We start from the raw sequence: 25,814 nt of genomic DNA on the forward strand, positions 1-25,814 counted from the left end.
TCGAAGAATGAAAGGAAGACAGCGGCCACCGTGGCGATCAGCGGCCCAGGGTTGGCCATGCGGCAGCCGCGGCCGCAACGAGGGCCAGCAGCGCGGTGGCCGCCAGCCCCCCTCGGCTCAGCGCCAGCACGTCACGCGCATTCGTCGGTCCACATCATTTCGGCCACCGGGCGCAGTGCCTTGCATTCCTGCGTCATTGCCTCGGCCGACTGCACCTGCGCCTTTGCCTTCAGTTCCTCGGCCATGGCATCCACGCCGCTGATCTGGTCCGGGGCGATCTTCGCCACGCAGCTGCGGTGCTGCTGCAGCAGCAGGTCGCAGCCCGGAACGCCGGTCACCTTCGGTGCATCGGCAGCGGCGGCGTCCTGCATCCATTCGTCGAACGGTGCCAGCGCGCCCACCACCGGGCCGATCAGATCGTCGAAGTTGGCGCTGTACCAGAACGCGCCGTCCTTGGCGGTGTACAGCTTCAGGCTGCCGGTGATCGGTTGGCGCGGGCCGCTCTGCAGGGCCTGGGTGTAGGCCTGGGTGAAGCGGATGCGCGTGGCCGGGGTGCCTTCGGCAAGGCTTTCGGCGAACAGCGGGCGCACGCCGGACAGATCCACCGCCTGGCAGCGGAACTGCACCGTGGCGATCTTCTGGTCATCCACGTATTCGTTGTCTTCCACCTGGCTGCCGGTGGCGCGGCACTGCGAACCCTGCAGGGCCTTGGCGTACATCGCCTCGGCGGCGGCCGGGTCGGCCTTGGCGCCAGCGCCAGCCAGCACCACCTGCCACGGTTCGGCCAGCGCCTTGGCCAGCGCACCGGCCGGCGGGCTCAGCGCGTCTTCGCCGTTGAAGGCCGGCTTCAGTGCTTCGTTCAAGCGTGCGGTGGCGGCCGTGTCATCTTCCAGCAGGGCGCGCGCGTACAGGTCGAAGGTCTGTTCGGGGGTCAGCGCGGCCGGGGCGGCGCCGGCCAGCAACGGGGCGCCGATCAGCGCGGTGGCCAGCAGGGTGCGAAGGGGGGTCTTCATGACGGATTTCCTGTTCCAGAGGCGCGCAAGCCTAGCCCATCCGCATGAAAAAAAACGGGCCCCTTGCGGGGCCCGTTCGATTACACGACGAGGATCGAGCAATCAGAAGCTGGCGCGCACGCCGGCGGAGAACTGGGTGACGTCGCGGTAACCGGCCACTTCGCCCACCAGACCCCAGGTCTTGGTGAAGTTGATCTGACCGCCGACCGAGCCGACCCAGGTGCCTTCGAATTCATTGCCACCGTCCATGTAACCGGCCTTGATCCAGGCTTCGGTCATGCGCGACGGCTTGCCACGCAGGCCCATGGTGGCGCGCACCAGGTTGGTGTGGTCCTTGCTGGTCAGGCGGCCGAAGTCCACGTCCTTCACGGTCAGCTCGGCCTGCTGGCGCACCCAGGCGATGTCGGCGGTGTAATCCACGCGGTCGCTGAAGGGCATGTGGTAGCCGATGCCCAGCTCGGGCTGGTTCAGTTCCAGCTTGAAGGTGCCGTAGGTGTAGTCGTAGGACTTACTGGCGTAGTTCCAGGCGCCGAACACGTGCACCTGCTCGGCCAGCGCGATCGAACCGCGCAGGTAGCCGCCGTCGATCTTCGGATCGTTCAGGTCGTCGTCGCTGGTCTTGAACTGGGTCCAGCCACCTTCAACGTAGGTGTAGCTCAGGGCTTCGGCCTTGGCCGACAGCGGGGCAACGGCCAGCAGGGCGGCCACGATCAGAATCTTGCGCATGGAAGTTCCTGTAAGAATTTCAGTCCATTGGCGGGATACCGTCGTGGCAGCCCGTGGCGACGTCATGTCGTCCGAACCGGGAGTTTAATGAAAAATTTACAGATTGCGAGCGACGCCCGTCACAGCTGGGGGCGGTGGGCGGGGTCAGATCCGTTTCCGAAGGAAAACGGCTCTGACCCCCGGGGAGGAATAGGCCAATGGGGTCAGAGCCCTTTCCGCTGGAAAGGGATCCGACCCCAGGGGAACCCCGTTCAGTCTGGGCTGGTACACTAGGCGGGCCGGTTCGCCGGTACACAAACGTCTTCAGGGCGGGGTGCGATTCCCCACCGGCGGTAGGTGCGCAAGCACGAGCCCGCGAGCGCCCCGGCCCACGGCCGGGGGTCAGCAGATCCGGTCCAATGCCGGAGCCGACGGTATAGTCCGGATGAAAGAAGACGGTGCCACAGGGCCTTCGCGGCCCTGCGCCCGCCTGTTTGCCTTGCGGCGTTTTTCGCTCACTTTCCGCGGAGAACGTTACTTGTTTACTGGAATCATCGAAGGCGTCGGCCGCCTGGCCGCACGCGAAGCCATCGGCGGCGATGTCCGCTTCACCTTCAACGTCGGCAGCCTGCCGTTCGACCACGTGCAGATGGGCGAGAGCATCGCCATCAACGGCGTGTGCCTTACCGTCATCGCGTTCGACGCCAGCAGCTTCCAGGCCGATGCGTCCACCGAGACCCTGGGCCTGACCACGCTGGGCCAGCTGGCCGAAGGCGCGGTCATCAACCTGGAACGCGCCATGCGCCCGACCGACCGCCTCGGCGGCCATCTGGTCAGCGGCCACGTCGATGGCCTGGGCCAGGTGCTGTCCATCCACGAAGATGCCCGTGCCCAGCGCTGGCGCTTTGCCGCGCCGGCGGCGCTGCGCCGCTATATCGCCAAGAAGGGCTCGATCTGCGTGGACGGGGTCAGCCTGACCGTCAATGAAGTGGACGATGAAGGCTTTGAAGTCGCGCTGATCCCGCACACCGTGGCCAATACCGCGTTCTCCGCCACCGGCGTGGGCAGCGCGATCAATCTGGAAATCGACCTGGTCGCTCGGTATGTCGAGCGGCTGTTGGGTGAAGGAGCCCGCGCATGAACTTCGCCCCCATCCCCGAGATCCTGGAAGACATCCGCCAGGGCCGCATGGTCGTCATCGTCGATGACGAGGACCGCGAAAACGAAGGCGACCTGATCATGGCCGCCGAGCTGGTCAAGCCGTCGGACATCAACTTCATGGTCACCCACGGCCGTGGCCTGGTGTGCCTGCCGCTGACCCGCACGCGCGCGGCCGATCTGGGCCTGGCGCCGATGGTGCAGTCCAATACCGCGCAGTTCCAGACCAACTTCACCGTCAGCATCGAAGCCGCCGAAGGGGTGACCACCGGCATTTCCGCCCATGACCGCGCCCACACCATCCGCACCGCGGTGAAGCCCAACGCGAAGCCGGCCGACCTGCACCAGCCGGGCCACATCTTCCCGCTGATCGCCCAGCCCGGTGGCGTGCTGACCCGCGCCGGCCACACCGAAGCGGGCGTGGACCTGGCCATGCTGGCCGGGCTGGAACCGGCCGGCGTGCTGGTGGAAATCCTCAACCCCGACGGCAGCATGGCGCGCCGCCCGGAATTGGAAGTGTTCGCCCGCGAGCACGGCCTGAAGATGGGCTCCATCGCCGATCTGATTGCCTACCGCCTGGCCACCGAGAAGACCGTCGAGCGCGTGGACGAGCGCGACATCGACACCGAATTCGGCCCGTTCAAGCTGGTCACCTACCGCGACCGCATTGCCCACGACCTGCATTTCGCCCTGGTGCGTGGCACCCCGGCGGCCGATACCCCCACCCTGGTGCGGGTGCAGGTGGAAAACCCGCTGGCCGACCTGCTGCACTGGCGCCGCGACGATTTCGGCGTGGCTGCCACCGATGCGCTGCGTGCCATTGCCGCAGAAGGCGCCGGCGTGATGGTGGTGCTGTCGGCCCCGCGCGACGGCGAAGCCCTGCTGGCCCGCCTGCGCCAGCAGCCGGCGCCGGTGGTGCCGGGCAAGGACAAGGACGTGGGCCAGTGGCGCCGCAACGGTGCCGGCGCGCAGATCCTGTCCGAGCTGGGCCTGGGCAAGCTGCGCGTGCTGGGTACCCCCCGCCGCCAGGTCGGCCTGGCCGGGTACGGCCTGGAAGTGGTGGAGACGGTGACCCTATAACGGTCGCCCAATGGGGTCGGAGCCCGCTGCGCGGGATCCGACCCCGGTAGCGCCGGGCCATGCCCGGCGGATGCCAGGCCCACCGCCAACCACGGCCGGGGGCCATCCACGCTAGAATTACCCCCTTATCGAACCCCCAAGCCGCATATGAGCCACTACGAAGGCGATCTTCGCACCCCTGAAACGGCGCGCTTTGCCATCCTGGCCAGCCGCTGGAACGCCCGCATCACCGATGCGCTGGTCGCTGGCGCCCGCCAGAGCCTGGCCGGCAATGGCATCACCGAAGCCAGCATCGACGTGATCCGCGTGCCGGGTGCCTGGGAACTGCCGCTGGTGGCCGCGCGCCTGGCCGCCGCCCACGAACACGCCGCCATCCTCACCCTGGGCTGCGTGATCCGCGGTGACACCCGCCACTACGAACACGTGGCCGACCGTTGTGCCGAAGGCCTGATGCGCGTGCAGCTGGACTTCGGCGTGCCGGTGCTGAACGGCGTGCTGGCGGTGGAACGCGTTGAAGACGCCGAGGCCCGCGCAGGCGGCAGCCACGGCAACAAGGGCGAGGAAGTCGCACTCGCCGCACTGGAAATGGTCAATCTGCTGGAGCAACTGCCATGAACAAGAACACCCAGGGCAAGCCCTCCGGTAAACCCGTCCGCCGCGATGGCATCGACCCGGTGCTGCGCTCGCGCGCCCGTCGTCGCGCCGTGCAGGCGCTCTACGCATGGCAGATCTCCGGTGGCAACGGCCAGTCGCTGATCGCCCAGTTCGCCCACGAGCAGGCGCGCGAAATCGCCGATCTGGCGTATTTCGAAGCGCTGGTACACGGCGTGCTGGACAACCGTCGTGACATCGACGAAGCCCTGGCCCCGTACCTGGACCGTGGCATCGAAGAAGTGGACGCCATCGAACGCGCCGTGCTGCGCCTGGCCGGCTACGAACTGCGCTACCGCCTGGATGTGCCGTACCGCGTGGTCATCAATGAAGCCATCGAATCGGCCAAGCGCTTCGGTTCCGAGCACGGCCACACCTACGTCAACGGCGTGCTGGATCGTGCCGCCGTGGAATGGCGCAAAGTCGAATCGGGTCACTGATCCGGTTCCGCTTCTGGCGGATGCCCTGACACCGCCTCTGGTGGGTGCCCTCACGCCGCCTCTGGTAGGTGCCAACCTTGGTTGGCACTGATGCCTGATATCGCCATTACCCCTCGGGAGCACGCCATGTCCCTGGCCGAATTCGCCCTCATCGACCGCATCCGCGCCCGCACCGTCGAGCGCGACGACATCGTGCTGGGCATCGGCGATGACGCCGCGCTGCTGCAGCCGCGTGCCAATGAGCAGCTGGTGGTCACCGCCGATATGCTCAACAGCGGCGTGCATTTCCCGGTGGAAACCCCGGTCTTCGATATCGGCTGGAAGACGCTGGCGGTCAATCTTTCCGATCTGGCCGCGATGGGCGCGCGCCCGGCGTGGTGCACGCTGGCGCTGTCGTTGCCGGAGGCCACCGAAGACTGGATCGAGGCTTTCGCCGATGGCTTCTTCGCACTGGCCGACCAGCACGACATCGCGCTGATCGGTGGCGACACCACGCGCGGCCCGCTGTCGCTGTCGGTGACCGCGATGGGCCAGGTCGGTCGTGGCCAGGCGCTGCGCCGCGACCGCGCGCAGGTGGGCGACGACATATGGGTCAGCGGCACGCTGGGCGATGCCGCTGGCGCGCTGCGCCTGTGGCAGCAGGGCGCATTGAACGTGGCCACCGCCACGCTGCTGGCGGACTACGAGAGCCTGCGCCTGCGCCTGCTGCGGCCGACGCCGCGGGTGACCCTGGGCCTGCGCCTGCGCGCGTTCGCGCATGCGGCGGTGGATGTGTCCGACGGCCTGCTGGCCGATCTGGGACACATCGCCACGCGCAGCGCAGTGGCCGTGCATGTCGATGCCGATCTGTTGCCGGTTTCGAATGCACTGCGTGAGTTGCTGGGCCGCGACGGTGCGCGTGACTGTGCACTGCGCGGGGGGGATGACTACGAACTGTGCTTCACCGCCGCCGCCAGCCAGCGCGATGCGCTGCATTACCTGGCTGAATCGCTGGACCTGCCGCTGACCCGCATCGGACGTATTGCCGAAGGGCAGGGCGTGCACGTGGATGGTGAAGCCGCCGACGGCGGTTACCAGCATTTCGCGTAACTGAAGACGCCGGGCATGGCCCGGCGCTACCTTGCTGCTGTGGTAGGTGCCAACCTTGGTTGGCACGTCTGTGTCGACCAAGGTCGACACCTACCAGAGCGCGGTCGCGACAAACAAAAACGGCGGGTATTGCCCGGCGCAATTGCTTAAACGTGCGGAATCGGCTTGCCGAACCGATTGTCACCCGGTGTGCTGGGCAGCACCAGGAACACCAGCAGCACCAGGCTCGCAAACGGTACGAAACCCAGCAGCAGCCACCAGCCCGAGCGATCAGTATCGTGCAGGCGACGCACGGATGCGGCCAGGCAGGGCAGCACGAAGACCAGCGCCATCATCAGGCTCAAGCCGGTCGAAACCAGTGCAAGGCTCTGCGAACCCGTGTAGCCGGCGATGAAGCTCAGGATGTACGACGGAATCGAAACGATCACGATGAACAACTGGAACCACCAGAACTCACTGCGGCTGGCGCGGCCGTTGAACTGCGTGTAGCGCTTCAACGGGATCATCATCTTGTGCATCTACTTCTCTCTTTGGGGTGTTGGAAAAGGGTGTCGTCGGCGGGGTCAGATTCCTTTGCCAACGGCAAAGGAATCTGACCCCGGTCGCCACGGCACTCAGGGGTAGTCGGCCATCAGCACGGCTTCGCCGACAATCGCGCCGGCCACCAGCGTGTCGGCGGTGCGGGCATAGCGCGCGCTCAGCGGAATCGGATTGCTGCCAGTCACTGACATGCCATAAGCCCAAGGCATGCCCAGCTGCACGGGCAAGCCGTTGCGCAGCAGTTCAATCTGCACGCCTGCGGCATCGCTGCCGGGCGCGGCGGCCAGCAGGCTGCCGCTGCTGCCGGGTGCATGCGCATCGGTCAGGGTCAGCTCCACCGGCACGTTGTCGTGGCTGCAGGCCATGTTCACCACGAAGTCCTTGTCGCCGGCCGAACTTTCGGCACCGGCCAGTGCATTGGCGCGTACATCGTCCAGCGTCAGCGTGGCCCCCTGCACCGTGCAGTCGCGTATCACCGAGACATCAAATCCCAGTTCCAGCGTGCCCGTGCCGACCAGTGCGGGATTGCTGCGCGGACGGATACGCAGCTGTGAGATGCGCGAGATCGGTTCGCTCTGCACGTTGCGACGCCCGGAGATCGAAAGCTCGGTCATAAGCTTCACCCGCGACGAAGCAGGGACGGTCAACACCAGGCTTTGCCCACTCATGGTGAATGCCATGCCGTTGGCAATGCCGCCGCGCTCCTCCTACACGCCCAGCAGAACCAGCGGTGATGTATCAGACACCTGGAACTTGCCGAAGGTCAGTCCGCGGTACTCCACCGTGCCCAGCAGCGTCATCGGGGTATCGAACTCCACCTCGAACTCCAGCGGCGCCGTGTTCGGGCAGCCACTGAACTCGACACCGGCCGCGCCAAAGGAGTAATCGAACGATTCACGCTCGTTCAACACCACCGGATACATCGTGCTGGCATAGCCATCGGTCACGGTAGTGCAGGCCCAGGTGGCGCCCGCTTCAAACAGGAAGAACGCCGCGACCAGGCCCAGCAACAGCGCCCAGCGGCATCGGTGCAGAAGGCTCATCGGCCTACCACCGCCTGCTGCTCTCGCGGCGCGCCGTAGTCGTCCAACCAGGTGAAGGTCACCGACGTCGGTATCGCCGCACCCTGCGGCAGCGCGAAGCGCGCGCTCTGTCGCGGCGCGATCATGTCCACGTCCACGCGTTGCCCATCGGCCAGCGTCAGTGTGCTCAGCGTCACGTGGTAGGCGCTGGGGTTATGCACCTGCAACGCATGTGCGTCGCCGCGCCATTGCAACTGTGCGGCAGCATCGCGCGCGCTGCCGGGCAGGCCGGCGGGGCGATGGAACAGCTTCACCCGCGTGCGCACGGCGAACTGCAGCAGGTTCTTGTCAGCGGCATTGGCCGGCTTGGGCGGAATGTCCAACAAATTGAAATAGAACACCGATTCGCGATCAGTCGGCAGCGGTGCCTCCGACGGGCGCGGTGCGTAGGTGATGCGATAGGCCTGGCCCTGCTTGGACTGCAGCAGGCGCGGCTCGGCCGGGGTCAGCCGGAAGGGCGTGCGCACATCTTCCGGGCGCGACTGCGCGTTGCCGTCGTCAATCCAGACCTGGGTCATGGCCGGCAGCTCGCCCACGTTGCTGGCGCGTACGGTGGTGTCGCGGCCCTTGCCGGCGTCGTACACGATACGCGTACCCTGCAGCGTGACCGCCGCGGTAGCAGGCAGCGCAACGGCCATCGCCAGCAACGCGCACAGCCACGTCGATGCGTGGTGCTTCATGGGGAAACCTCTTGAAGAAGGTGGCCGCCTGGCGCGTCCGTGCGCCGGGCAGCCAAGGACTTACTTGTAGATCACTACGAAATCGCCAGAGGCATTCGCGGTGCCCTGGGTGGCGTTCTGGCCCGGCGAGGCGTACCACGCGCTGTAGTCCAGCTGGCCGCTGCCGCCGGCGGCGATGGTGACCCACTGGGTCGGGTCATCACCGATCTTCTGGTGGTTGCCGGCGCCGTCGTACAGGGCCACGCCCACGTTGGTGGCGCCGGACGCGGCGGTCAGTGCCAGGTTGCCGGTGCTGCCATCGGGGGTGCCACCGAAGCGCACGCCCACATCCTGTTCGGCACCCGAGCCGGTGCAATCCAGCGCAATGGTGAAGTTCTTCTGGCCCGCACGGGTGTTGGCGTTGACCGAGGCCAGATCGACCTGGCCCATCGGTACGGTGATGGTGCCGCCGGGGGCGCCGACCGAGCAGGTCGATGCCATCAGTTCACCGGTGATTTCCAGCGGTTCGGCGTGCACGGCCGGCACAGCGGCGGCGAGCAGGGACAGGGACAGCAGGCGCAGTTTCAAGGACATGCGGAGTTCTCAACGAAGGGAAGGAGGGTGCATTGGCCAATCAACAACAGCCAGCGGTGCGCAGTCTCCGCGCTTGTTATCGCCGGGTGAATGCAACAACTTGCAAATGCAGCCGCCGGCTCGCGATCTGCACATCGTTGCGTAGGCACAGGTGCCATCGCTGCGCACACTGTGGCTTCCTCCCTTACCGGGCAGAACACCCGATGCTCCATTTCACTGCCCGCCGCCGCAGGTGGCCGCTGGCCTGTTCACTGGTGTTGCCGATGGCTTTGCTTGCGTGCCAGGCCTATGCCTGCCAGCGCTTCAGCCCGCAGGACCGTGCTGAAGATGCCATTCTGACCATGCCGAATCTGGACATGCCGGATCGCTACTTCACCGGGCGCGGCGAGACCATCCAGGACGCGTTTGACTGCCCGGCCGGGCAGAGCGCGATCCTGGTGGACATGTCGCTTTCGGGCCTGACGTATGAGCGCGATCTGGTCTGGGAAGGAAGTACCTATCCCGCCTATAGCCTGGGTGAGCGCTCGCCGTTGGTCATCTTCACCCAGGCGACGTTCAGTGGCGCAAACGGCAGCAGCATTGCGCTGCACAACGGTCGCATCAACCGCAATCCCGGCCTCGTGCTGGCTACACCAGGGCGCTTGGACCACTTCGTGCAGATGCGCGTGTTCTTTCGCGGTGGCGCCATGCGCAGCGTGCCTTACACCGCGCTGGGCACCATCGAAGCCTGGTCGGAGAACGACCCGACCAATCGCTTTCGCCACAGCTTCGGTATAGAGGTGACGCTTCCCGCCGTAACCTGCACGCTGGCCGATGCCAGCCATGGGCTGGACGACGTCAGCGCCGATGACCTGGCAGCGATGGATAGTTCGGCCAAGGAGTCTGGCTTTGAGGTGTCGATGACCTGCCCGATGGACAATGTTGATGTCGAACTGTCCGTGGCAGACGCCAATGACCCTGGCAGCCGTGACGGCCTGCTGGCGCCCGCGCCGGGCGCGACGGCCGAGGGGGTTCGCGTGCAGCTGCTGCGCGAAGGCGTGCCGGTGCAGTTCGGCCAGCGGTGGCGGTACGGATGGTCGAGCAAGGGCGCGCAGCGCATTCCCTTCCGTGCTCGCTATCGACGTACACCTGATCCGTTGGCGCCCGGTGTGGTCAAGGGCGAAGCGGTGATGACCGCCGACTATCGCTGATCGGTCGTCCTGCAACGCCAATCCGTCCTGCAGACGGAATCGGCCACGCGATCTGCAACAAGTTGAATGTCATTGGCAGGCGGGCTTGCCTAGGCTGACCTCCCCCCACGTCGTCGCCGCCTGTACAGGCGTTCAATCTGTTCATGTTGATCCAGACTTCTGCCGCCTCACTGCGGGCCAGTGCCGGCCCTCCGGTTGCGCCCGTTGCCCTCGTGCGTGCCATCGGTGCGGTGATGCTCGCGGGCACGCCCGCGCTCTCCACGGCCTCGACGGCAACCGAATTCAGCGAAGGCTTCCTGCTCGGCGGCGAAGCCATCGACATGACGCGGTACGCCAACGGCAATCCACTGCCCGCCGGCGACTACGCGGTGGATGTCCACGTCAACGGCCAGTTCCTGCGCAGCCAGGACATCGCCTTCGCCATCGACCAGGACCCGCATGTGGCGGTGCCGTGCATTCCGGTGTCGCTGGTGCGCCTGCTGCCGTTGAAGCCGGAGTACCTGCAGATGCTGCCCGGCGATGCAGCGGCCTGTGTCGATCTGGCCGCGCACGTGGATGGCGCGCGCGTGGCCTTCGACAGCGGTACGCTGGAATTGTCGATCAGCCTGCCACAGGCGGCGCAGGCCAGCACCGCGCGCGGCTACGTGGCGCCGGAACTGCGTGATGATGGCATCACCGCCGCGTTCGTGAACTACAGCGGCAACCACTACCGCAGCCAGGGGCGCGACAGTTCCTATATGGGCCTCAATGCAGGCCTCAACGCCGGCGCCTGGCGCTTGCGCCATCGATCTTCTTTTACCCACAGCGAGCGCGGTTCGAACTACAACGTCATCAGCAGCCACGTGCAGCGCGACATTCCGGCCTGGAACAGCCAGCTGCTGCTGGGCCAAGGCAATACCGGCGGCGAACTGTTCGACAGCGCGGCCTTCACCGGTGTGCGCGTGGCCAGCGATGACCGCATGCTGCCCGATTCGCTGCGTGGCTACGCGCCCAAGGTGCAGGGTATCGCCGAAGGCAACGCGCGAGTGACGATTCGCCAGAATGGCAACATCATCCACGAAAGTAACGTGGCGCCTGGTCCGTTCTCGATCGAGGATCTGTACCCCACCAGCTTCGGCGGCGATCTGGAGGTCACGGTCACCGAGGCCGATGGCCGCGAGCAACGCTTCAACGTGAACTTCTCCGCGGTGCCGCAGGCGCTGCGTGCCGGCGCCTCACGCTTTGCATTCACTGCCGGCGAACTGCGCGATAACCAGCGCAGCCTGCAGCCGTTGCGTTTTGCAGAGGGCACCTACGCACGTGGCATCAGCAATGGCCTTACCCTTCTGAGCGGTGCGCAGGTCGGACAGCACTACCAATCGCTGTTGTCGGGCGCGGCCATCAACACCCGCCTCGGCGCCTTCGGCGTGGACGTCACTCACTCGCGCGCCAATCTGGCGGCGGGTCAGCGCATGTCCGGCAACAGCTTTCGGGTGAACTACCAGCGCTATGTACAGGCCACCGGCACCAACTTCGGCTTGGCCGCCTACCGCTACAGCACGCGCGGCTTCCTCAGCCTGAGTGACACCGCGCGGGTGCTCGGCGGCGGCGCGGTGGACGAATGGGGTTACGGATTCCGTGCACGCGAGCGCTACCAGCTGAACTTCTCGCAGAAGCTGGGCCAGCGCACCACACTGCACCTCAGTGGCGGTCAGGTGGCCTACTGGGACAGCAGCCGCAGCCGCAACGACCTGCAACTGAGCGTGCAGACCAGCACCCGACGGGTGAACTACGGGCTGTCGGCCCTGCGCTACCAGCAGGGCGATGGACGCCAGGACACCCGCTATGCCTTCACCCTGAGCGTGCCGCTGGGCCGCAGCCACCATGCGCCGCGCTTGAGCACGCAGCTCAGCCATGCCGGCAGTGGCGACCAGACACAGGCCACGCTGACCGGCAACCTGGGTGAGTCGCGCGCGCTCAGTTACACGCTGTCCACCACCCAAGGCAGTGGCCAGGGCAGCCACAGTGCGTACGCCGCATGGCAGGGCGGGCGCGGCCACGTCGATGCCGGCTACAACCGTTTGGGCGACTACAGCAGCCTGTCGGTGGGCGCATCGGGCAGCGTGGCGCTGCATGGCGGTGGCATCAACCTGGGCGCACCGGTGGGCGATGGCTTCGCGCTGGTGCAGGCACCGGGCGCGCAAGGCGCACGCGTGGGCAGCAGCGCTGGCGTGCGCGTGGCCGGCAATGGCTACGCACTGGTGCCGCACATCAGCCCGTACCGCTGGAACACGCTGGATCTGGACCCGTCCGGTCTGCCGATGGACGTGGAGCTGCTGCAGACCTCGCAGCGCGTCGCGCCGACCGCTGGCGGCATCGTGCGCGTACCGTTCGAGGTGCGCCGTGAGCGCACCCTGTTCATCGACGCCACCGATGCGCTGGGCCAGCCATTGCCATTCGCCGCGCAGGTACACAGCGAAGACGGCCTGCCGTTGGGCGCGGTGGGGCAGGGCGGGGTGATCCAGCTGCGTGGTGCGCAGGATACAGGTGCCTTGATTGTCGATCCCGAAGGTGCGGCGCGCTGCCGTATCGAATACCGCATGCCTGATGTCCCCGATGCCTATGGGCTGTCGTGGAGCGTGGGGGTATGCGTTCCACAGCGTCTGGCGGCCGCCAGCGCTGCCCTCTGAGACCTCAGTCAGGAGAACTCCATGAAAGCTTCCTTGCTTGCTTGTGCCTTCGCGATCACTGCCGGCGTACTGCCTGGCGCTGCCTTCGCCGATTCGGCCACCCTCACCATCAGCGGCCGCGTGCTGCCCGGCACCTGCACACTGGCGGCGCCGCCGATCGCTTTGGATCCCATCAAGGCCGATGAGCTGGTGGTCGGTGACAACGGGCTGAAAGCCAGCGCGTTGAACTTCACCGGCTGTGTGGGTGTAAGCAAGGCGGTGCTGTCGTTCAGTGGTACTGCGGCCGATGGCGATGCGCAGCGCTGGAAGAACACCGCCAGCACCGACCCCGCAACGGGCGTGAGCGTGGCGCTGCTGGCCGGTGCCAGTGGCAACACGTATCTGAAGAACGGCGATGCCGGTATTGAAGTGCCGGTCACCGGCGCCACCGCCAGCTACCCGCTGCGTGCTGGCTACTACGCCGCCGCGTTGACGGGCCTGCAGGCCGGCGAAGTGCGCACCGAGATCACCGTCACCGCCGACTACGAATAACGCACCGCCGCCGCCCCCCTGTAGAGTCGAGCTTGCTCGACTGTCTTTCGCGATATCAGTCGAGCAAGCTCGACTCTACAACGCGGCGTGCAACTGCACGTCCACATACTCGGCCAACCCCCGGCACGCCAGCAGCAGCCCTTCGCGCGCACCATCGCCCATCTGCTGGCCCACCTCGCCATCCACGCGCACGCGTTCGGTGGCGTGCAACAGTTCCAGCAGGAACGTCAGTCCACCGGTAGCGCGATCAATGCGTGCCAGCGCCAGCCGCTGCCCCGGCGTGCAGCCCCGCCCCGGCCATGGTCGGCCATCGGCTGCATCGCCCTGGCGGATCTGCTGCAGGCAGGCCTGCAGGTTGACCACACCGGGTGCGGGGCCTTCCTGCAGGCAGGTAAAGGTGTTTTCCAGCGTCGTGGCCAGGTCTTCGGGCAGACGGGTGGCGGCCTCGCCCAAGGTGGCGAACAGGTGCGGATACTTCGATGCGGTCATGGCGGCGTCCTTTTGTACGAAGCAAGGGGCCGCCCCTGCAATAGTGCAAGGGCGGCGGACGGTGCGTGGCTCCAATACCGGGGACAGCTTGTTCCGGTGGGCACAGGGGCCCTCCACGCACCGCCCGCCAAAGACGCACAGACGGATTGCCAGCCGACGCCGCTGAACAAGATAAAGCGACGCCGACTGGCAAGCGTAAACAACAAGCTGTCCTACGGGATTGGAGTCCCGTGCCACCCGTTGTCGGTGGCACCTCATCATGCGCATGAAAGCGCCGCGCCACCCATCAGAAAAGTTTGAAAGTCGAAAACGCACGAATCGCCGGACGTCCTTCGGAGCTTCGTCAGCGACTGGTCGATTGTGTCACCATGCGCCGCTGCCGTTCGCGGTACCCGTAGAGTCGAGCTTGCTCGACTGTCTTTCGCGATATCAGTCGAGCAAGCTCGACTCTACAACGCGGCGTGCAACTGCACGTCCACATATTCGGCCAACCCCCGGCACGCCAGCAGCAGTCCCTCGCGCGCACCATCGCCCATCTGTTGGCCCACCTCGCCATCCACGCGCACGCGTTCGGTGGCGTGCAAAAGTTCCAGCAGGAACGTCAGTCCACCGGTAGCGCGATCAATGCGTGGCAGCGCCAGGCGCTGCCCCGGTGTGCAGCCCCGCCCCGGCCACGGTCGGCCATCTGCTGAATCCCCCTTGCGGATCTGCTGCAGGCAGGCCTGCAGATTGACCACACCGGGTGCCGGGCCTTCCTGCAGGCAGGTAAAGGTGTTTTCCAGCGTCGTGGCCAGGTCTTCGGGCAGGCGCGTAGCGGCTTCGCCCAGCGTGGCGAACAGGTGCTGATACTTCGATGCGGTCATGGCGGCGTCCTTTTGTACGAAGCAAGGGGCCGCCCCTGCAGTAGTGCAAGGGCGGCGGACGGTGCGTGGTTCCAATACCGGAGGTTGATGCGAAACGCCGGCGGGCACGGGGCCCCCACGCACCGCCCGCCATGGACATGCGGACGGATTGCCTGCCGACGCCGCTGAACAGGAAAAGCGGCGCCGACAGGCAAGCGTAAACAACGCATCAACCTAACGGGATTGGAAGCCCGTGCCACCCGTTGTCGATGGCACCTCATCATGCGCATGAAAGCGCCGCGCTACCCATCAGAAAAGTTTGAAAGTCGAAACCACGCGAATCGATCCGCTCTGTCGCGTATCGCGCCGGATTGTGGTCATAAGCGTCATAGCGCGCCGCGACGGAGGGTGTTGGGCTCGATCACATCGGCATATGCACTTCGGGCGTGTGTTCAGCACACTTCGCAACAAATTGCATGGTCCACGCTCGCCAACGACGGCACCATGCAAGCCCTTTCTTCCTTCCCTTGGAGCCAAGATGGGCAGTGCCCCCTACCTTGCGCGCGCACTGGTGTTGGTCGCACTGGCCTCGTCCGCCTTTGCCGTGCATGCGGTGTGTGTTCCGGATACTCCCAGCGTGACGTACGCGCAGACCGTGCCCGTGCGCTTCGTGCAGGAACCTGACGTGTTGCTGTACGAGGCCGGCAGTTCCACGATCACCCTGCGCTGCGATGCGGGCGAAGAACTCATCGTGGCACCTCGGCTGATGGGCTTGAGGTATGTGCGCGACATCGACGGCTGGCCGGCATTTGAGACGAGCCCGGATTCTCCGTTGGTGCAGCTGCTGATTGATGCCCTGCCATTGGACGGGAGCGAAGGCATGGAGCCTTGGCCGATCGATCCGCTGAATGATTCCACGTACTCGATCGGAAGCGGCACGGGCGGTTCGGAATTCAGGTTCAGGCTGCACTTCTTTTCCCGCGGTGGCCCAATGCGCCCGCAGCTGCAACGCGCGCTGGGCTCGGTGCAGGTACAGGGCAGCGGGGGGATGGGTGAGTTCCACTTCGAGATCGGCTATGAATTCCAGGGCACCACCTGTGCGTTGATGGATGCCAGTCCGGTGCTTGATCCGATCCGTGCCGATGTACTGGATGCCACCGGCACCGGTGGCGAGAAGGATTTCACCGTGCAGATGGACTGTGGTGTGCCGGGTCGTCCGGTGTCGCTCGAGATCCATGACGCCAGTGATCGCAGCAACAGCAGTGACATCCTGGCGCCCGCAGCGGGCACCAGCGCGCAGGGTGTGGGCCTGCAGGTGCTGTACAACGGCCTGACGCTGCCGATGGGCCGGGTCTGGGCGCATACCGATTCCACTGGGGCCAGCGAACGCATTCCGTTCACCGCGCGCTATATCCGCCTGCCCAGCGAGCCGCTGTTGGCGGGGGAGATTGTTGGGCAGGCGGTGCTGGTGGCGAACTATTACTGAACGGTCATTGGTCGTTTCTGTAGCAACCCAGCAGCTGTCGCCGTTGCCGCTTGTTCGCCCTGCCATCGATTTCGATGATGGATGGCATGTCCACATCCCCAGCCGTCCACAATCCCTTGATCGATGGCCTGCGCGCACTGGCCGTGCTCGCCGTCGTCGTTTTCCACATAGACGCTGCTTGGTTACCCGGTGGCTTCACCGGCGTGGACATGTTCTTCGTCATTTCCGGCTTCGTGATCAGCCAGGCATTGGCGTCGCGTGCAGCGCAGCCAGCAGGCGTTCTGCTGCTGGACTTCTATCGGCGCCGGGTGCTGCGGCTGTTGCCAGGGCTGCTGGTGATGTTGATGGCCACGTTCATCCTGTCGGCCCTGCTCATTCCGCGTGCGTGGCGCAACGAGCAGTTCGACCAGACCGGATGGGCCGCGCTGCTTGGCCTCAGTAACGTGGTGCTGTCCGGCCAGCAGGACAGCTACTTCTCACCCGGCGCCGAGCTCAATCCGTTCCTGCATACCTGGACACTGGGCGTGGAAGAGCAGTTCTATCTGATCTTCCCGCTGCTGTTCCTGGTTTGGCTGCGCGGCCGCGAGCACTGGTGGCGGGCACGGGCGTTGTTGCCGGTACTCACCCTGCTGTCGTTGTTGTGGGCGGGGTGGCAGGCACAGGCTGCACCGACCGCGGCGTTCTACCTGCTGCCGTCGCGGTTCTGGGAACTGGCGGCCGGTGCGCTGCTGTACCAGTGGATGCAAACGCGCGCGGGTGGTCGGCATGCGAACGTTGTGGCGGCCGCAGGTCTGGCATTGCTGGTGGTCGGCGTCTGGATCGCCCCGCATCTGCCGATGCCGGTGCCAGGTGTGCTGGCCACTGTGGTCGGCACGCTGCTGCTGTTGGCCGGTGTTTCCCGGCAGGCAGGTGGCGATATCGCCCGGGGCTTGGGCTGGACGCCGTTGGTGTACCTGGGGCGTCTGTCGTACGCGCTGTATCTGTGGCACTGGCCGCTGCTTGTGCTGCTGCGCTGGACCTATGGGCTGCAGGGCGCGGCATTGTGGCTGTACCCACTTCTGCTGCTGGTGGTGTCGGCCGCGTCCTATCACCTGGTTGAACAGCCGCTGCGGCACGCCGGGCCCTTGCTGCGCTGGGCGCCGATGAAGACCCTGGCATCGGCGGTGCTGCTGGTAGCGCTGTGTGGCGTGGGCGCTTGGGCCAGCGTGGAGTACCACGAGCGGATCTCGCTCAGTGTGACCCGTGACAGCCATGCCTGGCAGGCGCGCCGCTACCCGGCCTGGCGGCCGCTGGAGGCGGTTGCGGCGCCGAGCCTTGAGGGACGACGCCTCTTTGTGGCCGGCGATTCGCACGCGGCCGCCTATCGCACCATGACCAGCATGGTGGCGCGGCAGACCGGCATGGAAGTGCATCAGAGCGACCAGGGCGGCTGCAGCTTCGTGAACCTGCAGCGGGCCAGCCCGGCCGACTGCCAGAGCTTCATCGAGCAGGCGCTTTCGCAGATCGAAAGCGAGGCGCGACCGGGTGACATCGTGCTGCTGGCGGCGCTGCGTATGCCCGAGCTGCGTGGTTTCGATTGGGCGCAGCAAGATGACCAGAAGGTCTACCGGAACCTGCTGGCCCGACAGACAACGGCCGACGCCCAGGCTGCACACGAAGAAGCCGAACGCGTGCTGCAGCGGTTGCAGGTGCTCGGTGTGCAGGTGGTGATCGACGCGCCATTGCCGCTGTTCAAGGCAGGCGCCTACCGCTGCTCGGATTGGTTCAATCGCATGAATCCTGCATGTACCGGTGGCCTGCAGATGGTCCGCGCCGATCTGGAAATGCTGCGCGCGCCGCAGATGGCATTGCTGGCCGAACTGGCCGCGCGCTATCCCGCATTGACCGTGTGGGACCCGCTGCCGCTGCTCTGCGGGCCCGACGTATGCTCAGCAGTGGAAGAAGGCCAGCCCCTCTTCTTCGACAACGACCACCTGAGCGGGCACGGCAACCGCGTGCTGCTGCCGCACTTCCGCCAGCTGCTGATCGACACCGTAGAGTCGAGCTTGCTCGACTGATCTTCTGTAGAGCCGACCCATGCTCGGCTGCTCTTGCATAGATGATGGGGTCAGAGCCCATCGCCGTTGCGATGGGATCCGACCCCGATCAATCACGCATCACGCCGGCGGCAACACCTTGCCCGGGTTGAGAATCCCATCCGGATCCAGCGCGGCCTTGATCGCGCGCATGGTTGCCAAGGTGGCCGGGCTGAACGCCTGCGCCATGAAATCGCGCTTGGCCAATCCGATGCCATGCTCGCCGGACAACGTGCCACCCAGTGCCAGCGTCAGTTCGAAGATCTTCGGCAGCGCGGCGTGTGCGCGTGCGTTCTCGTCGGCATCATCGGGGTGATAGAGGATGTTGACGTGCAGGTTGCCGTTGCCGGCATGACCGAAGGTGACGATGGTCAGCGTGTACTCGCGTGCCAATGCCTGCACCCCGGCCACCAGGTCCGGAATGCGCGACACCGGCACCACCACGTCTTCATTGATCTTGCCCGGTGCGACGGTGCGCAGCGCCGGCGACAACGCCTTGCGTGCCGCCCAGAGCTGGTCACGCGCGCGGCCTTCCATCGCTACGTCCAGTTCGATCATGCTGTCGCCCTCGGCCGCGGTGGCCAGCGCCTGCAGCAGGTAGGGCAGGGTGTCGTGGTCACCATCGGCTTCAACCAGCAGCATCGCGCCGGCTTCCGGCACCTCGGCGCCGTTCAAGCGCAACAACTCCAGGCTGCGTGCATCCACGAATTCCAGACGCGTGGGCACCACCGGTTGCGACATCAGTCGCGATACGGCTGCGGCGGCCGCATCAGCATCGCGGTACAGCACGCGCAGGCCGGCCTGGCTGACCGGCAGCGGGGTCAGTTTCAAGGTGGCTTCCACGATCAGGGCCAGGGTGCCTTCGCTGCCCACCAGCAGGTGGGTGAGGTCGTAGCCGGTGGAATCCTTGGTGTAGGCACCGCCGCAGCGGATCACCTCGCCGGTACCGGTGACCGCCACCAGGCCGAGCACGTTGTCTCGGCTGGTGCCGTACTTCACCGCGCGCGGGCCACCGGCATTGCAGGCCAGGTTGCCGCCCACGCTGCAGATCTCCGCGCTGGACGGGTCCGGTGCCCAGAACAGGCCATGCGGCGCAAGCGCCTGCTGCAGGGTGCCGTTCAATACGCCGGGCTGCACCACGGCGCAGCGGTCGCCCGCGCGGATCTCGACGATGCGGTCCATGCGGGTGAACGACAGCACGATGCTGCCCGGCAGCGGCACCGCCGCACCCGTGGTGCCGGTGCCGGCGCCGCGCGCGACCAGTGCCACGCCATGCGCACGGCACACGCGCACCAGCGCCTGCACCTGTTCGATATCGGCTGGCAGCGCAACGGCCGCCGGGCGCTGCCGGCGCCAGGAATTGTCCTGCGCGTTCGTTTCCAGCGCGTTGTCATCCATGCGCCAGCCCTCCGCGCCCAGCAGGACGGACAGTTCGGCAACCAGGGCGGCGGGCAGGGCAGTACTCATGACGGTTCTCGCGGGACAGCAGGGGCGGGTTGAATCAACTTCCAGGCAATAACAGCACCGGCCAGCGGCAGCCACACCCAGCACAGTTCCGATAGCAGCGTGGCCACGCCACGTGCGCTGAAGAACTGCGGCGCGAAGGGCGATACGCGGATCGGCCGCCACGGTGCGAAGAAGCGCTGTTCGCTCCACGGCCAGGCCAAGGCAACGCCCAGGCCGCCGGAGGTCATGGCGTCGAGCAGGGGATGGCTGGCCGCGCAGACGAAGACGAATACCGCCGCCTGTACGGTGGACGCCACCGTTGGCCCTCGCTGGGTAGGTGCCAACCTTGGTTGGCACAGGAGGCACCACAACGCTGCCAACATCGCCAGCACGCCGGCAAACAGCAGCGAATGACTGGCCCCGCGATGCCCGAACGCATCGGCATAGGGAATGTGCAGCACGAACGCCAGCACATCGGCATCGGGCAGCATCGCCGCCACCACGCCGGCGGCCAGCAGCCACGCTGGAATGCGGCCGCGATCAGCGGCGCACCACAAAGCCAGCGGCACGGCGGCGTGGGTGATGATCGAAGGCATCAGCAGTCGTCCAAGCGGAAGGCATCGCGCAGCCAAGACAGCTGCGGCGGTTCACCCGTAGCTTCCACCACATCAAAGCGGCAAGGCGCGTTGGCCAGGGCAGGGTGTTCCTGCAGGTAGAGCTGCGCGGCATGGGCCAGGCGCCGGCACTTGCGCGCGTCGATTGAAGCAGCACCGCCACCGAAGTCCGAACGTGCGCGGTAGCGCACTTCCACGAACACCACGGTGCCGGCGTCTTCCATCACCAGGTCCAGTTCGCCGCCGCGGTAGCGCACGTTGCGCGCGCGCGGCTGCAGGCCGGCCTGTTGCAGGTGCTGCTCGGCGGCGGCTTCCACCGCCGAGCCCCGTTGCAGATGCTCAGCGACCACCGGCGATCGGCATCGGGCGGCCACCACTGAAGGTGGACCACGCCGGCTGGCGTAGGATGTTGCCGTTGCTGTCCAGGTACAGCGTGCCGGTGGCGCCATCCAGGCCACCTTCGTTGGACAGCTTTTCCAGGTAGGCGCTGATCTTCCAGGCATCGGCGCCGAAGGCGAACAGGCGGCTGGCCGCACCGCGCGCGCTGGGCAGGGTCTGCGCCACCTGGGCGGCCGACGGCAGGCCGGACACGCTGCGCACGTTCCAGGCTTCGTTCGGGTAAATGATGCCGTCCAGCGCCACGTCTTCTTCCACCTTGCCGCTGCCGGTGGTCAGCTGCGAGGTGCCCACGCGGGTGGCGCCACCGGCACCGGCCAGGGCCAGCTGCGGGGCCAGCAGGCGGGCCTGCGGCGCACGCACGGCCAGGAACACGGCATCGACCTGGCCCGCGTTGCGGACCTGCGCGCCCACGTCGCCCACCGCGTCGCTGATGCTGACGGTGGCGGCAACCGTGCCACCGCGCTGGGCAAAGCGCTGCGCGAAGGCGGCGGCGGCGCGGCGGCCGGTGTCGTCACTGCTGTTGATCACCAGCGCCTTGCTGCGCTCGCGGCCACGCAGGTATTCGGCAGCCACGATGCCATCGTCTTCCGGGGCCAGCGAGAAACCGGCGCTGCCGGCCGGCGGTGCGTCCTTGCCACGGTTCAGGCCCAGCACCGGCACCGGCAGCTGCGCGCGGCCGTACACCGCGTCCACCTCGTCGCGGCCCAGCGGGCCAACCACGAAGTCGACGCCTGAGGCGACCGCCTTGTCATAGGCGGCCAGGGCGCCGGCCGGGGTGCCGGCGGTATCGAAGAAGTTGATCTCCGGGCGGCGCCGGCTTTCGCCGTAGTACGCCGCCAGCAGGCCATCACGCACCGGCTGTGCAGCGGTGGCCAGGCGGCCGCTGAGTGGCAGCAGCACGGCCATCTTCGCCGGCGGGCGGTAGCCATCGCTCATGGCCGGCGGGCGCTTGCTGGTGTCGAACTGGGCCGCGCCGTCGCGGTCGAACGGGCGCGGCAGCGGCAGGCCGCGCGCAATCAGGGCGCGGCCGGCGAAGTTGTACAGCGGGTCGTTGGCCGGCAGCGCGGCGGCGCGGCTGCGCAGGGTGGCATCGTCCAGCGTGCCCAGCAGGCCGGCGATCGCAGCCTGGTTCTCGTTGCGGGCGGTGCCGGTCAGGCCGGCATGGGCGCGGGCACGCTCGGTCGCGGCGGCGAAGCTGTCACCGCTGGCCTGCAGGGCGCTGGCGCGGGCCAGGTACCACCGGGTGCGCAGGCTGGGGTGCACGTTGTCGCCGTGCTCCTTCAGCAGGGCCAGGGCCTGCGCCGGCTGCTTGTCGGCCAGTGCCAGCTCTGCGCTGGCCAGCTGGAAGCGCTGCAGGCTGGCACCGCTCAGCTGGCGGGCGGTCAGCTGGCCCAGCAGGCTGCGCGCGCGGGCGCTGTCACCGGCCAGATGCCAGGCCCAGGCCGCGTCGGCCAGGGTATTGCTGCGGGCCGTGCCGCGCAGGGTCGCGGCCTGCGCTTCCAGCTGCAGGGCGGCGTCGCGCGGCTTGCCCTGTTCAATCAGCGCCAGCGCCTGGCTCTGGGCCGGCGATTCAGGGGCGCTGGTCAGGCTGGTGGTGGCACAACCGGCCAGCAGCATCAGCGAGAGCGACAGGGCGGAGATCCGTGCGGCGGGCTTGTTCATGATCGGGTCCATGCGATGAGGGCAGCGGCCTTGGCCAGGTACACGCTACGATTCTACCCTTGCCCCGTGAGTACCGCTGAAATGAGTGTGCCAACCCTGTACGTCGTCGCCACGCCGATCGGCAACCTGGCCGATCTGAGCCCGCGCGCGCAGGAGGTGCTGCGCTCGGTGGCGGCCATCTGTGCCGAAGACACCCGCCGCAGCGGTCAGCTGCTGTCCCATTTCGGCATCCAGCAGCCACTGGTGGCCCTGCACGAACACAATGAAGAGGCCCTGGCGCAGCGCCTGGTGTCGCGGCTGCAGGCCGGCGAATCGCTGGCACTGGTCAGCGATGCCGGCACCCCGCTGGTCAGCGACCCGGGCTTCCGTCTGGTGCGCGCGGCCCGCGCGGCCGGTATCAAGGTCAGCCCCATTCCGGGCGCCTGCGCCGCCATTGCCGCGCTGAGCGTGGCCGGCCTGCCCAGCGACCGCTTCAGTTTCGAGGGCTTCCTGCCGGCCAAGGCCAGCGGCCGCCGCGACCGCCTGCAGGCGCTGGCCGGTGAAGTGCGCACGATGGTGTTCTATGAATCCTCGCACCGCATTGCCGAATCGCTGGCCGACATGGCCGCGATCTTCGGCGGCGACCGCCCGGCGGTGCTGGCGCGTGAGCTGACCAAGCTGTTCGAGACCGTGCTCGATGGCGATCTGGCCAGCCTGCTGGCGCGGGTGGAAGCCGACGACAACCAGCGCAAGGGTGAGTTCGTGGTGATGGTGCAGGGCGCCGGCGACGACGAAGAAGCCAAGCTGGCCGAGGGCCGCCGGGTCTACGCCAAGCTGAGCGAGCACCTGCCGCCGTCCACCGCCGCCAAGCTGGCCGCCGAGCTGACCGGCGCCCCGCGCAAGGCGTTGTACGGCAGCTGAGCCATGGCCGCAGCCACGCATGGCGTGGCTCTACTGCGAACAGGGTCGGATTCCCGAAGGGGCTCCGACCCCACCCGCGTTATGCCTTGAGGGTGCGGACATATGCGCTGATGTCCCTCACAACGGCATCCAGAGGCTCGGCCTGAAGGCGGTTCCTGCGCAGGAATGCGGTCCACTGCGCCTGCTTCTGGGGATCGCCGGCGAACGTTTCTGACAGGCCGAAGGGCAGCGCCGGCGACCAGCGTGTTCCCCGTCGTTCAAACGTCGCGTTTATCGCCGCCACCAGTGCGGGCTTCGCCATCTGACCCTCGCGCGTGAGCGCCAGCAGGTCGAAGTAATCCTTCATCCTGCTGTTGGCGATGCCCAGCACGGTGATGGCTTGCAGCTTTTCGGCGAAGACGGCCTCCCGTGGGTAGACCCGCAATCGCGGTGATGGGAATTCATCGAGCAGTACCGGGTAGTCGCACTCCGGTGGCGGCTGGGGAACGGCATCCCCGAATCCCACGTCCCATTGCACATGACAGCGGGCATTACCCAGTTGAGCGCAGAGCCTCATGCGCAATCCCTGGTAGTGGGAGCCTTCGCGTATCGCGTCGATGGCCACCGAGGCCATGTCGAACTGCAAGCCATCGTCCAGCTCGATCGCACATAGATCGTGCACGATGCGCATGAGCTGCTGCGGGTCAGCCGCTCCATGCCCCAGGAAGTCGGCGTCGCGGGTCGGTCGATGGGGAGCGTCGAACCAGATCGCAAAGAGCATCGCGCCCTTCAGCAGGAACTGTTGCTGGTAGTGGGACATCGACAACCGGTACAGCAGGCGCTCTACCGCGAAGCGATCGAGGACGAACTGGAAATCTTCGTCGCGCTCGCGGGCGCGGTCACGCAACCGCTGCCGTAGGGAGCGGATGCGGTCTGACGAGGGCGTGGAGGTCATGCCAGTGCTTCAAGGTACGGGCGCATCAGTCTGGCAACGCGGCACAGACGTGCATACAACCACAGCTCATCCGCCGTGGTCGCGCCCTCGCGCAATGCATCCCGCAGCGCTTCGATGGCAACGTCCATCCCCACCAGATTCCGGTACTTGAAGCAGTCGGCAACGGTTTTGGCCACGCAGGTCGTGCGCATGGACCGAGGGCCGGCCGGCACAGGCTCCAGCCCCGCCTCCAGTGTCTTTTCCGACATGCGGACAACACGTAGCGGCGGCCAGTCGATACGGGGAGCACGATCCTTGTTGCCAATGGCGATCCAGACCTCGAACGGGTTCTGGGTGGTCAGGCCGTGCTGGCGCAAGGCACTCAGCAGGCACAGCCGCGGCGAAGCCGAGCGCGCTGCGACAACCTGCAGCCCGTCTTGCCCGTCCACCGGATCCTGGTCCGGCAGGACATAGACGCCTCGGGACAGTCGCTGCAGGTCGCCAGCAGCGACCAGACGTGACAATTGCGCGCGGGCAACTCCAGCGCGCACCAGGTCGCGCGAGCGTGCCGCGCCCGTTCGCTGGATCAATGCCTTGGCAAGGGCAAGCGGGTCCGTCATGCGCCGAGTGTTCCATAGTGCAGGTGATAAGTGAATAAATACCGACAATATGAAACGGCGCTACGATTCCGTGTTCCGGGGGCAGGCCGGTAGCGCTGCGAACGGGGTCGGATCCCCGAAGGGGCTCCGACCCGTCCCCTTCAAGGAGGAATGAGGATGTTGGCAATTGCACTGCCCCTGCTGCTGGCCTTGGCCGGCACAAACGCGCCCATCAGCGAAGCGGACCTGGGCCCGGAATACGTCGGCTACGCGCTGTTCGATCCGGGGCTGGTGGAATTCAAGCGGCTGCAGTCGGCCGGCTATTACGGCAGATACCTGACCTACCGTATGGCACGCGACGCGCTGGAGAACTACGACGCGTGTCTGCAGGGCGACGCCGGCAACCGCATGCAGATCGAGGCGGCCTACCAGCAGTTGGTGGACGGCCAGCAGCGCCATGTCAGTGCGGCGCAGTGGCGCGAGCTGCAGCAGGCCCTGCGCGCGGCGCGCACGCGGGTGCCTGAGCGTACGCCATGGCAATGCGCCGGGTTCGTGGACAACGCGCCCTATTTCGATGCGGGGCTGGACGATGCCCTGCTGGGCGCCGCCGAGCTGGCGCGGGAGAAGGCCGGGGAAGGGGAGACGCGCAGCGATGCGCTGCGTCCGGTCCTCGGCGTTCAGATGGGTGGGCCGGCCTTGATCGAGTCCGAGCCTGGCCCAGGCCCGGCCCGCCGGGCGGGCCTGCGCATGGGCGATGAAGTGTTGGCGGTGGCAGGCACCCGGGTGAAAACCGTGTTCGGTGTCGGCCAGGCGTTGAAATCCCATGCGCCGGGCGACCGTGTGGACGTGCGCGTGCGGCGTACGGAGTGGAACGGTTCGCAGCCACAGGTGCGCGAACTGACGGTGGTGGTTGAGTTGGAGTCGCGTGCAGCGGTGATGGCGCAGGAAAAGGACCGGTAGATCCACGCCACGCGTGGAGGAATGTGTT

At 66.8% G+C, this 25,814-nt stretch carries 27 protein-coding genes and 1 riboswitch; of the genes, 12 read left to right on the forward strand and 15 right to left on the reverse strand.

What is annotated here, in order from left to right:
• Positions 1–131: 131 nt before the first annotated feature.
• Both C1930_RS03255 and C1930_RS03260 read right to left on the reverse strand, forming a co-directional pair.
• A complete protein-coding gene (locus tag C1930_RS03255; protein ID WP_108771079.1) occupies positions 132–1,013 on the reverse strand; it encodes a hypothetical protein in 882 nt (293 codons plus the stop codon).
• Between the two features lie 102 nt (positions 1,014–1,115).
• Positions 1,116–1,739: an outer membrane beta-barrel protein gene (locus C1930_RS03260; protein WP_108771080.1), complete on the reverse strand. Its 624-nt coding sequence runs from the start codon at positions 1,737–1,739 to the stop codon at positions 1,116–1,118.
• Positions 1,740–2,034: 295 nt separating this feature from the next.
• Positions 2,035–2,179: riboswitch (FMN riboswitch) on the forward strand.
• 77 nt (positions 2,180–2,256) lie between these two features.
• Between C1930_RS03260 and C1930_RS03265 the strand changes: the two genes are divergently transcribed.
• The 5 genes from C1930_RS03265 to thiL all read left to right on the forward strand — a co-directional run bounded on the left by C1930_RS03265 (position 2,257) and on the right by thiL (position 6,136).
• Positions 2,257–2,859, forward strand: a complete 603-nt coding sequence (locus C1930_RS03265) for a riboflavin synthase (RefSeq protein ID WP_108752159.1) — start codon at positions 2,257–2,259, stop codon at positions 2,857–2,859.
• Positions 2,856–3,956: a 3,4-dihydroxy-2-butanone-4-phosphate synthase gene (gene ribB, locus C1930_RS03270; protein ID WP_108755396.1), complete on the forward strand. Its 1,101-nt coding sequence runs from the start codon at positions 2,856–2,858 to the stop codon at positions 3,954–3,956. The genes C1930_RS03265 and ribB overlap by 4 nt, the downstream gene beginning before the upstream one ends.
• 147 nt (positions 3,957–4,103) lie before the next feature.
• Positions 4,104–4,571: a 6,7-dimethyl-8-ribityllumazine synthase gene (gene ribH, locus C1930_RS03275; protein ID WP_108752161.1), complete on the forward strand. Its 468-nt coding sequence runs from the start codon at positions 4,104–4,106 to the stop codon at positions 4,569–4,571.
• Positions 4,568–5,047, forward strand: a complete 480-nt coding sequence (gene nusB / locus C1930_RS03280; protein ID WP_108748505.1) for a transcription antitermination factor NusB — start codon at positions 4,568–4,570, stop codon at positions 5,045–5,047. The genes ribH and nusB overlap by 4 nt, the downstream gene beginning before the upstream one ends.
• 126 nt (positions 5,048–5,173) lie before the next feature.
• Positions 5,174–6,136, forward strand: a complete 963-nt coding sequence (gene thiL, locus C1930_RS03285; RefSeq protein WP_108771081.1) for a thiamine-phosphate kinase — start codon at positions 5,174–5,176, stop codon at positions 6,134–6,136.
• Between the two features lie 146 nt (positions 6,137–6,282).
• Here thiL and C1930_RS03290 read toward each other — a convergent pair whose 3' ends face one another.
• The 5 genes from C1930_RS03290 to C1930_RS03310 all read right to left on the reverse strand — a co-directional run bounded on the left by C1930_RS03290 (position 6,283) and on the right by C1930_RS03310 (position 9,011).
• The gene (locus C1930_RS03290) at positions 6,283–6,654 is read right to left on the reverse strand and encodes a DUF805 domain-containing protein (protein WP_108755398.1); all 372 of its coding nucleotides are present in this window, start codon (positions 6,652–6,654) and stop codon (positions 6,283–6,285) included.
• Between the two features lie 96 nt (positions 6,655–6,750).
• Positions 6,751–7,290, reverse strand: a complete 540-nt coding sequence (locus tag C1930_RS03295) for a fimbrial protein (protein ID WP_108771082.1) — start codon at positions 7,288–7,290, stop codon at positions 6,751–6,753.
• Positions 7,291–7,383: 93 nt separating this feature from the next.
• Entirely contained in the window at positions 7,384–7,719 is a 336-nt protein-coding gene (locus tag C1930_RS03300) for a hypothetical protein (RefSeq protein WP_108771083.1), read from the reverse strand.
• Positions 7,716–8,438: a molecular chaperone gene (locus C1930_RS03305; protein WP_108771084.1), complete on the reverse strand. Its 723-nt coding sequence runs from the start codon at positions 8,436–8,438 to the stop codon at positions 7,716–7,718. Before C1930_RS03305 ends, C1930_RS03300 begins: the two co-directional genes overlap by 4 nt.
• A gap of 60 nt (positions 8,439–8,498) precedes the next feature.
• Positions 8,499–9,011, reverse strand: coding sequence for a fimbrial protein (locus C1930_RS03310; protein ID WP_108771085.1), 513 nt, complete (start codon positions 9,009–9,011; stop codon positions 8,499–8,501).
• A 203-nt stretch (positions 9,012–9,214) separates the two neighbouring features.
• Between C1930_RS03310 and C1930_RS20495 the strand changes: the two genes are divergently transcribed.
• From C1930_RS20495 to C1930_RS03325, 3 genes are all read left to right on the forward strand, one after another.
• Positions 9,215–10,201, forward strand: a complete 987-nt coding sequence (locus C1930_RS20495) for a fimbrial protein (RefSeq protein ID WP_234412729.1) — start codon at positions 9,215–9,217, stop codon at positions 10,199–10,201.
• 143 nt (positions 10,202–10,344) lie between these two features.
• A complete protein-coding gene (locus tag C1930_RS03320) occupies positions 10,345–12,870 on the forward strand; it encodes a fimbria/pilus outer membrane usher protein (RefSeq protein WP_325051539.1) in 2,526 nt (841 codons plus the stop codon).
• A 21-nt stretch (positions 12,871–12,891) separates the two neighbouring features.
• Positions 12,892–13,401: a fimbrial protein gene (locus C1930_RS03325; RefSeq protein WP_108755401.1), complete on the forward strand. Its 510-nt coding sequence runs from the start codon at positions 12,892–12,894 to the stop codon at positions 13,399–13,401.
• A 75-nt stretch (positions 13,402–13,476) separates the two neighbouring features.
• Here C1930_RS03325 and C1930_RS03330 read toward each other — a convergent pair whose 3' ends face one another.
• Together C1930_RS03330 and C1930_RS03335 are read right to left on the reverse strand one after the other, a co-directional pair.
• On the reverse strand, positions 13,477–13,890 hold the full coding sequence (locus C1930_RS03330) for a hypothetical protein (protein WP_108755402.1): 414 nt from the start codon (positions 13,888–13,890) through the stop codon (positions 13,477–13,479).
• 449 nt (positions 13,891–14,339) lie between these two features.
• Positions 14,340–14,753: a hypothetical protein gene (locus tag C1930_RS03335; RefSeq protein WP_108755403.1), complete on the reverse strand. Its 414-nt coding sequence runs from the start codon at positions 14,751–14,753 to the stop codon at positions 14,340–14,342.
• 412 nt (positions 14,754–15,165) lie between these two features.
• Between C1930_RS03335 and C1930_RS03340 the strand changes: the two genes are divergently transcribed.
• On the forward strand, positions 15,166–16,218 hold the full coding sequence (locus C1930_RS03340; protein ID WP_108771086.1) for a fimbrial protein: 1,053 nt from the start codon (positions 15,166–15,168) through the stop codon (positions 16,216–16,218).
• 86 nt (positions 16,219–16,304) lie between these two features.
• Entirely contained in the window at positions 16,305–18,275 is a 1,971-nt protein-coding gene (locus C1930_RS03345; protein WP_234412730.1) for an acyltransferase family protein, read from the forward strand.
• A gap of 99 nt (positions 18,276–18,374) precedes the next feature.
• Here the strand turns inward: C1930_RS03345 and C1930_RS03350 are convergent, their stop codons facing one another.
• The 4 genes from C1930_RS03350 to C1930_RS03365 are packed head-to-tail and all read right to left on the reverse strand — an operon-like array spanning position 18,375 to position 22,414.
• On the reverse strand, positions 18,375–19,760 hold the full coding sequence (locus C1930_RS03350) for an FAD-linked oxidase C-terminal domain-containing protein (protein ID WP_108771087.1): 1,386 nt from the start codon (positions 19,758–19,760) through the stop codon (positions 18,375–18,377).
• On the reverse strand, positions 19,757–20,335 hold the full coding sequence (locus C1930_RS03355; protein WP_108771088.1) for a metal-dependent hydrolase: 579 nt from the start codon (positions 20,333–20,335) through the stop codon (positions 19,757–19,759). The genes C1930_RS03350 and C1930_RS03355 overlap by 4 nt, the downstream gene beginning before the upstream one ends.
• The gene (locus C1930_RS03360; RefSeq protein WP_108771089.1) at positions 20,335–20,730 is read right to left on the reverse strand and encodes a YraN family protein; all 396 of its coding nucleotides are present in this window, start codon (positions 20,728–20,730) and stop codon (positions 20,335–20,337) included. The genes C1930_RS03355 and C1930_RS03360 overlap by 1 nt, the downstream gene beginning before the upstream one ends.
• Positions 20,693–22,414 (reverse strand): penicillin-binding protein activator, encoded by a 1,722-nt coding sequence (locus C1930_RS03365; RefSeq protein ID WP_108757639.1) that lies wholly within the window; start codon positions 22,412–22,414, stop codon positions 20,693–20,695. The genes C1930_RS03360 and C1930_RS03365 overlap by 38 nt, the downstream gene beginning before the upstream one ends.
• A gap of 81 nt (positions 22,415–22,495) precedes the next feature.
• Here C1930_RS03365 and rsmI point away from each other — a divergent pair, with 81 nt between their 5' ends.
• A complete protein-coding gene (gene rsmI / locus C1930_RS03370; protein WP_108752172.1) occupies positions 22,496–23,314 on the forward strand; it encodes a 16S rRNA (cytidine(1402)-2'-O)-methyltransferase in 819 nt (272 codons plus the stop codon).
• A gap of 79 nt (positions 23,315–23,393) precedes the next feature.
• Here rsmI and C1930_RS03375 read toward each other — a convergent pair whose 3' ends face one another.
• The gene (locus C1930_RS03375; protein ID WP_108771090.1) at positions 23,394–24,248 is read right to left on the reverse strand and encodes a nucleotidyl transferase AbiEii/AbiGii toxin family protein; all 855 of its coding nucleotides are present in this window, start codon (positions 24,246–24,248) and stop codon (positions 23,394–23,396) included.
• Positions 24,245–24,847: a type IV toxin-antitoxin system AbiEi family antitoxin domain-containing protein gene (locus C1930_RS03380; protein WP_108771091.1), complete on the reverse strand. Its 603-nt coding sequence runs from the start codon at positions 24,845–24,847 to the stop codon at positions 24,245–24,247. The genes C1930_RS03375 and C1930_RS03380 overlap by 4 nt, the downstream gene beginning before the upstream one ends.
• Positions 24,848–25,003: 156 nt before the next feature.
• Between C1930_RS03380 and C1930_RS03385 the strand changes: the two genes are divergently transcribed.
• The gene (locus C1930_RS03385) at positions 25,004–25,786 is read left to right on the forward strand and encodes a PDZ domain-containing protein (protein ID WP_159093535.1); all 783 of its coding nucleotides are present in this window, start codon (positions 25,004–25,006) and stop codon (positions 25,784–25,786) included.
• The last annotated feature ends 28 nt before the right edge of the window (positions 25,787–25,814 follow it).

This window comes from Stenotrophomonas sp. SAU14A_NAIMI4_8 (genome assembly GCF_003086695.1).
GTDB lineage: Bacteria > Pseudomonadota > Gammaproteobacteria > Xanthomonadales > Xanthomonadaceae > Stenotrophomonas.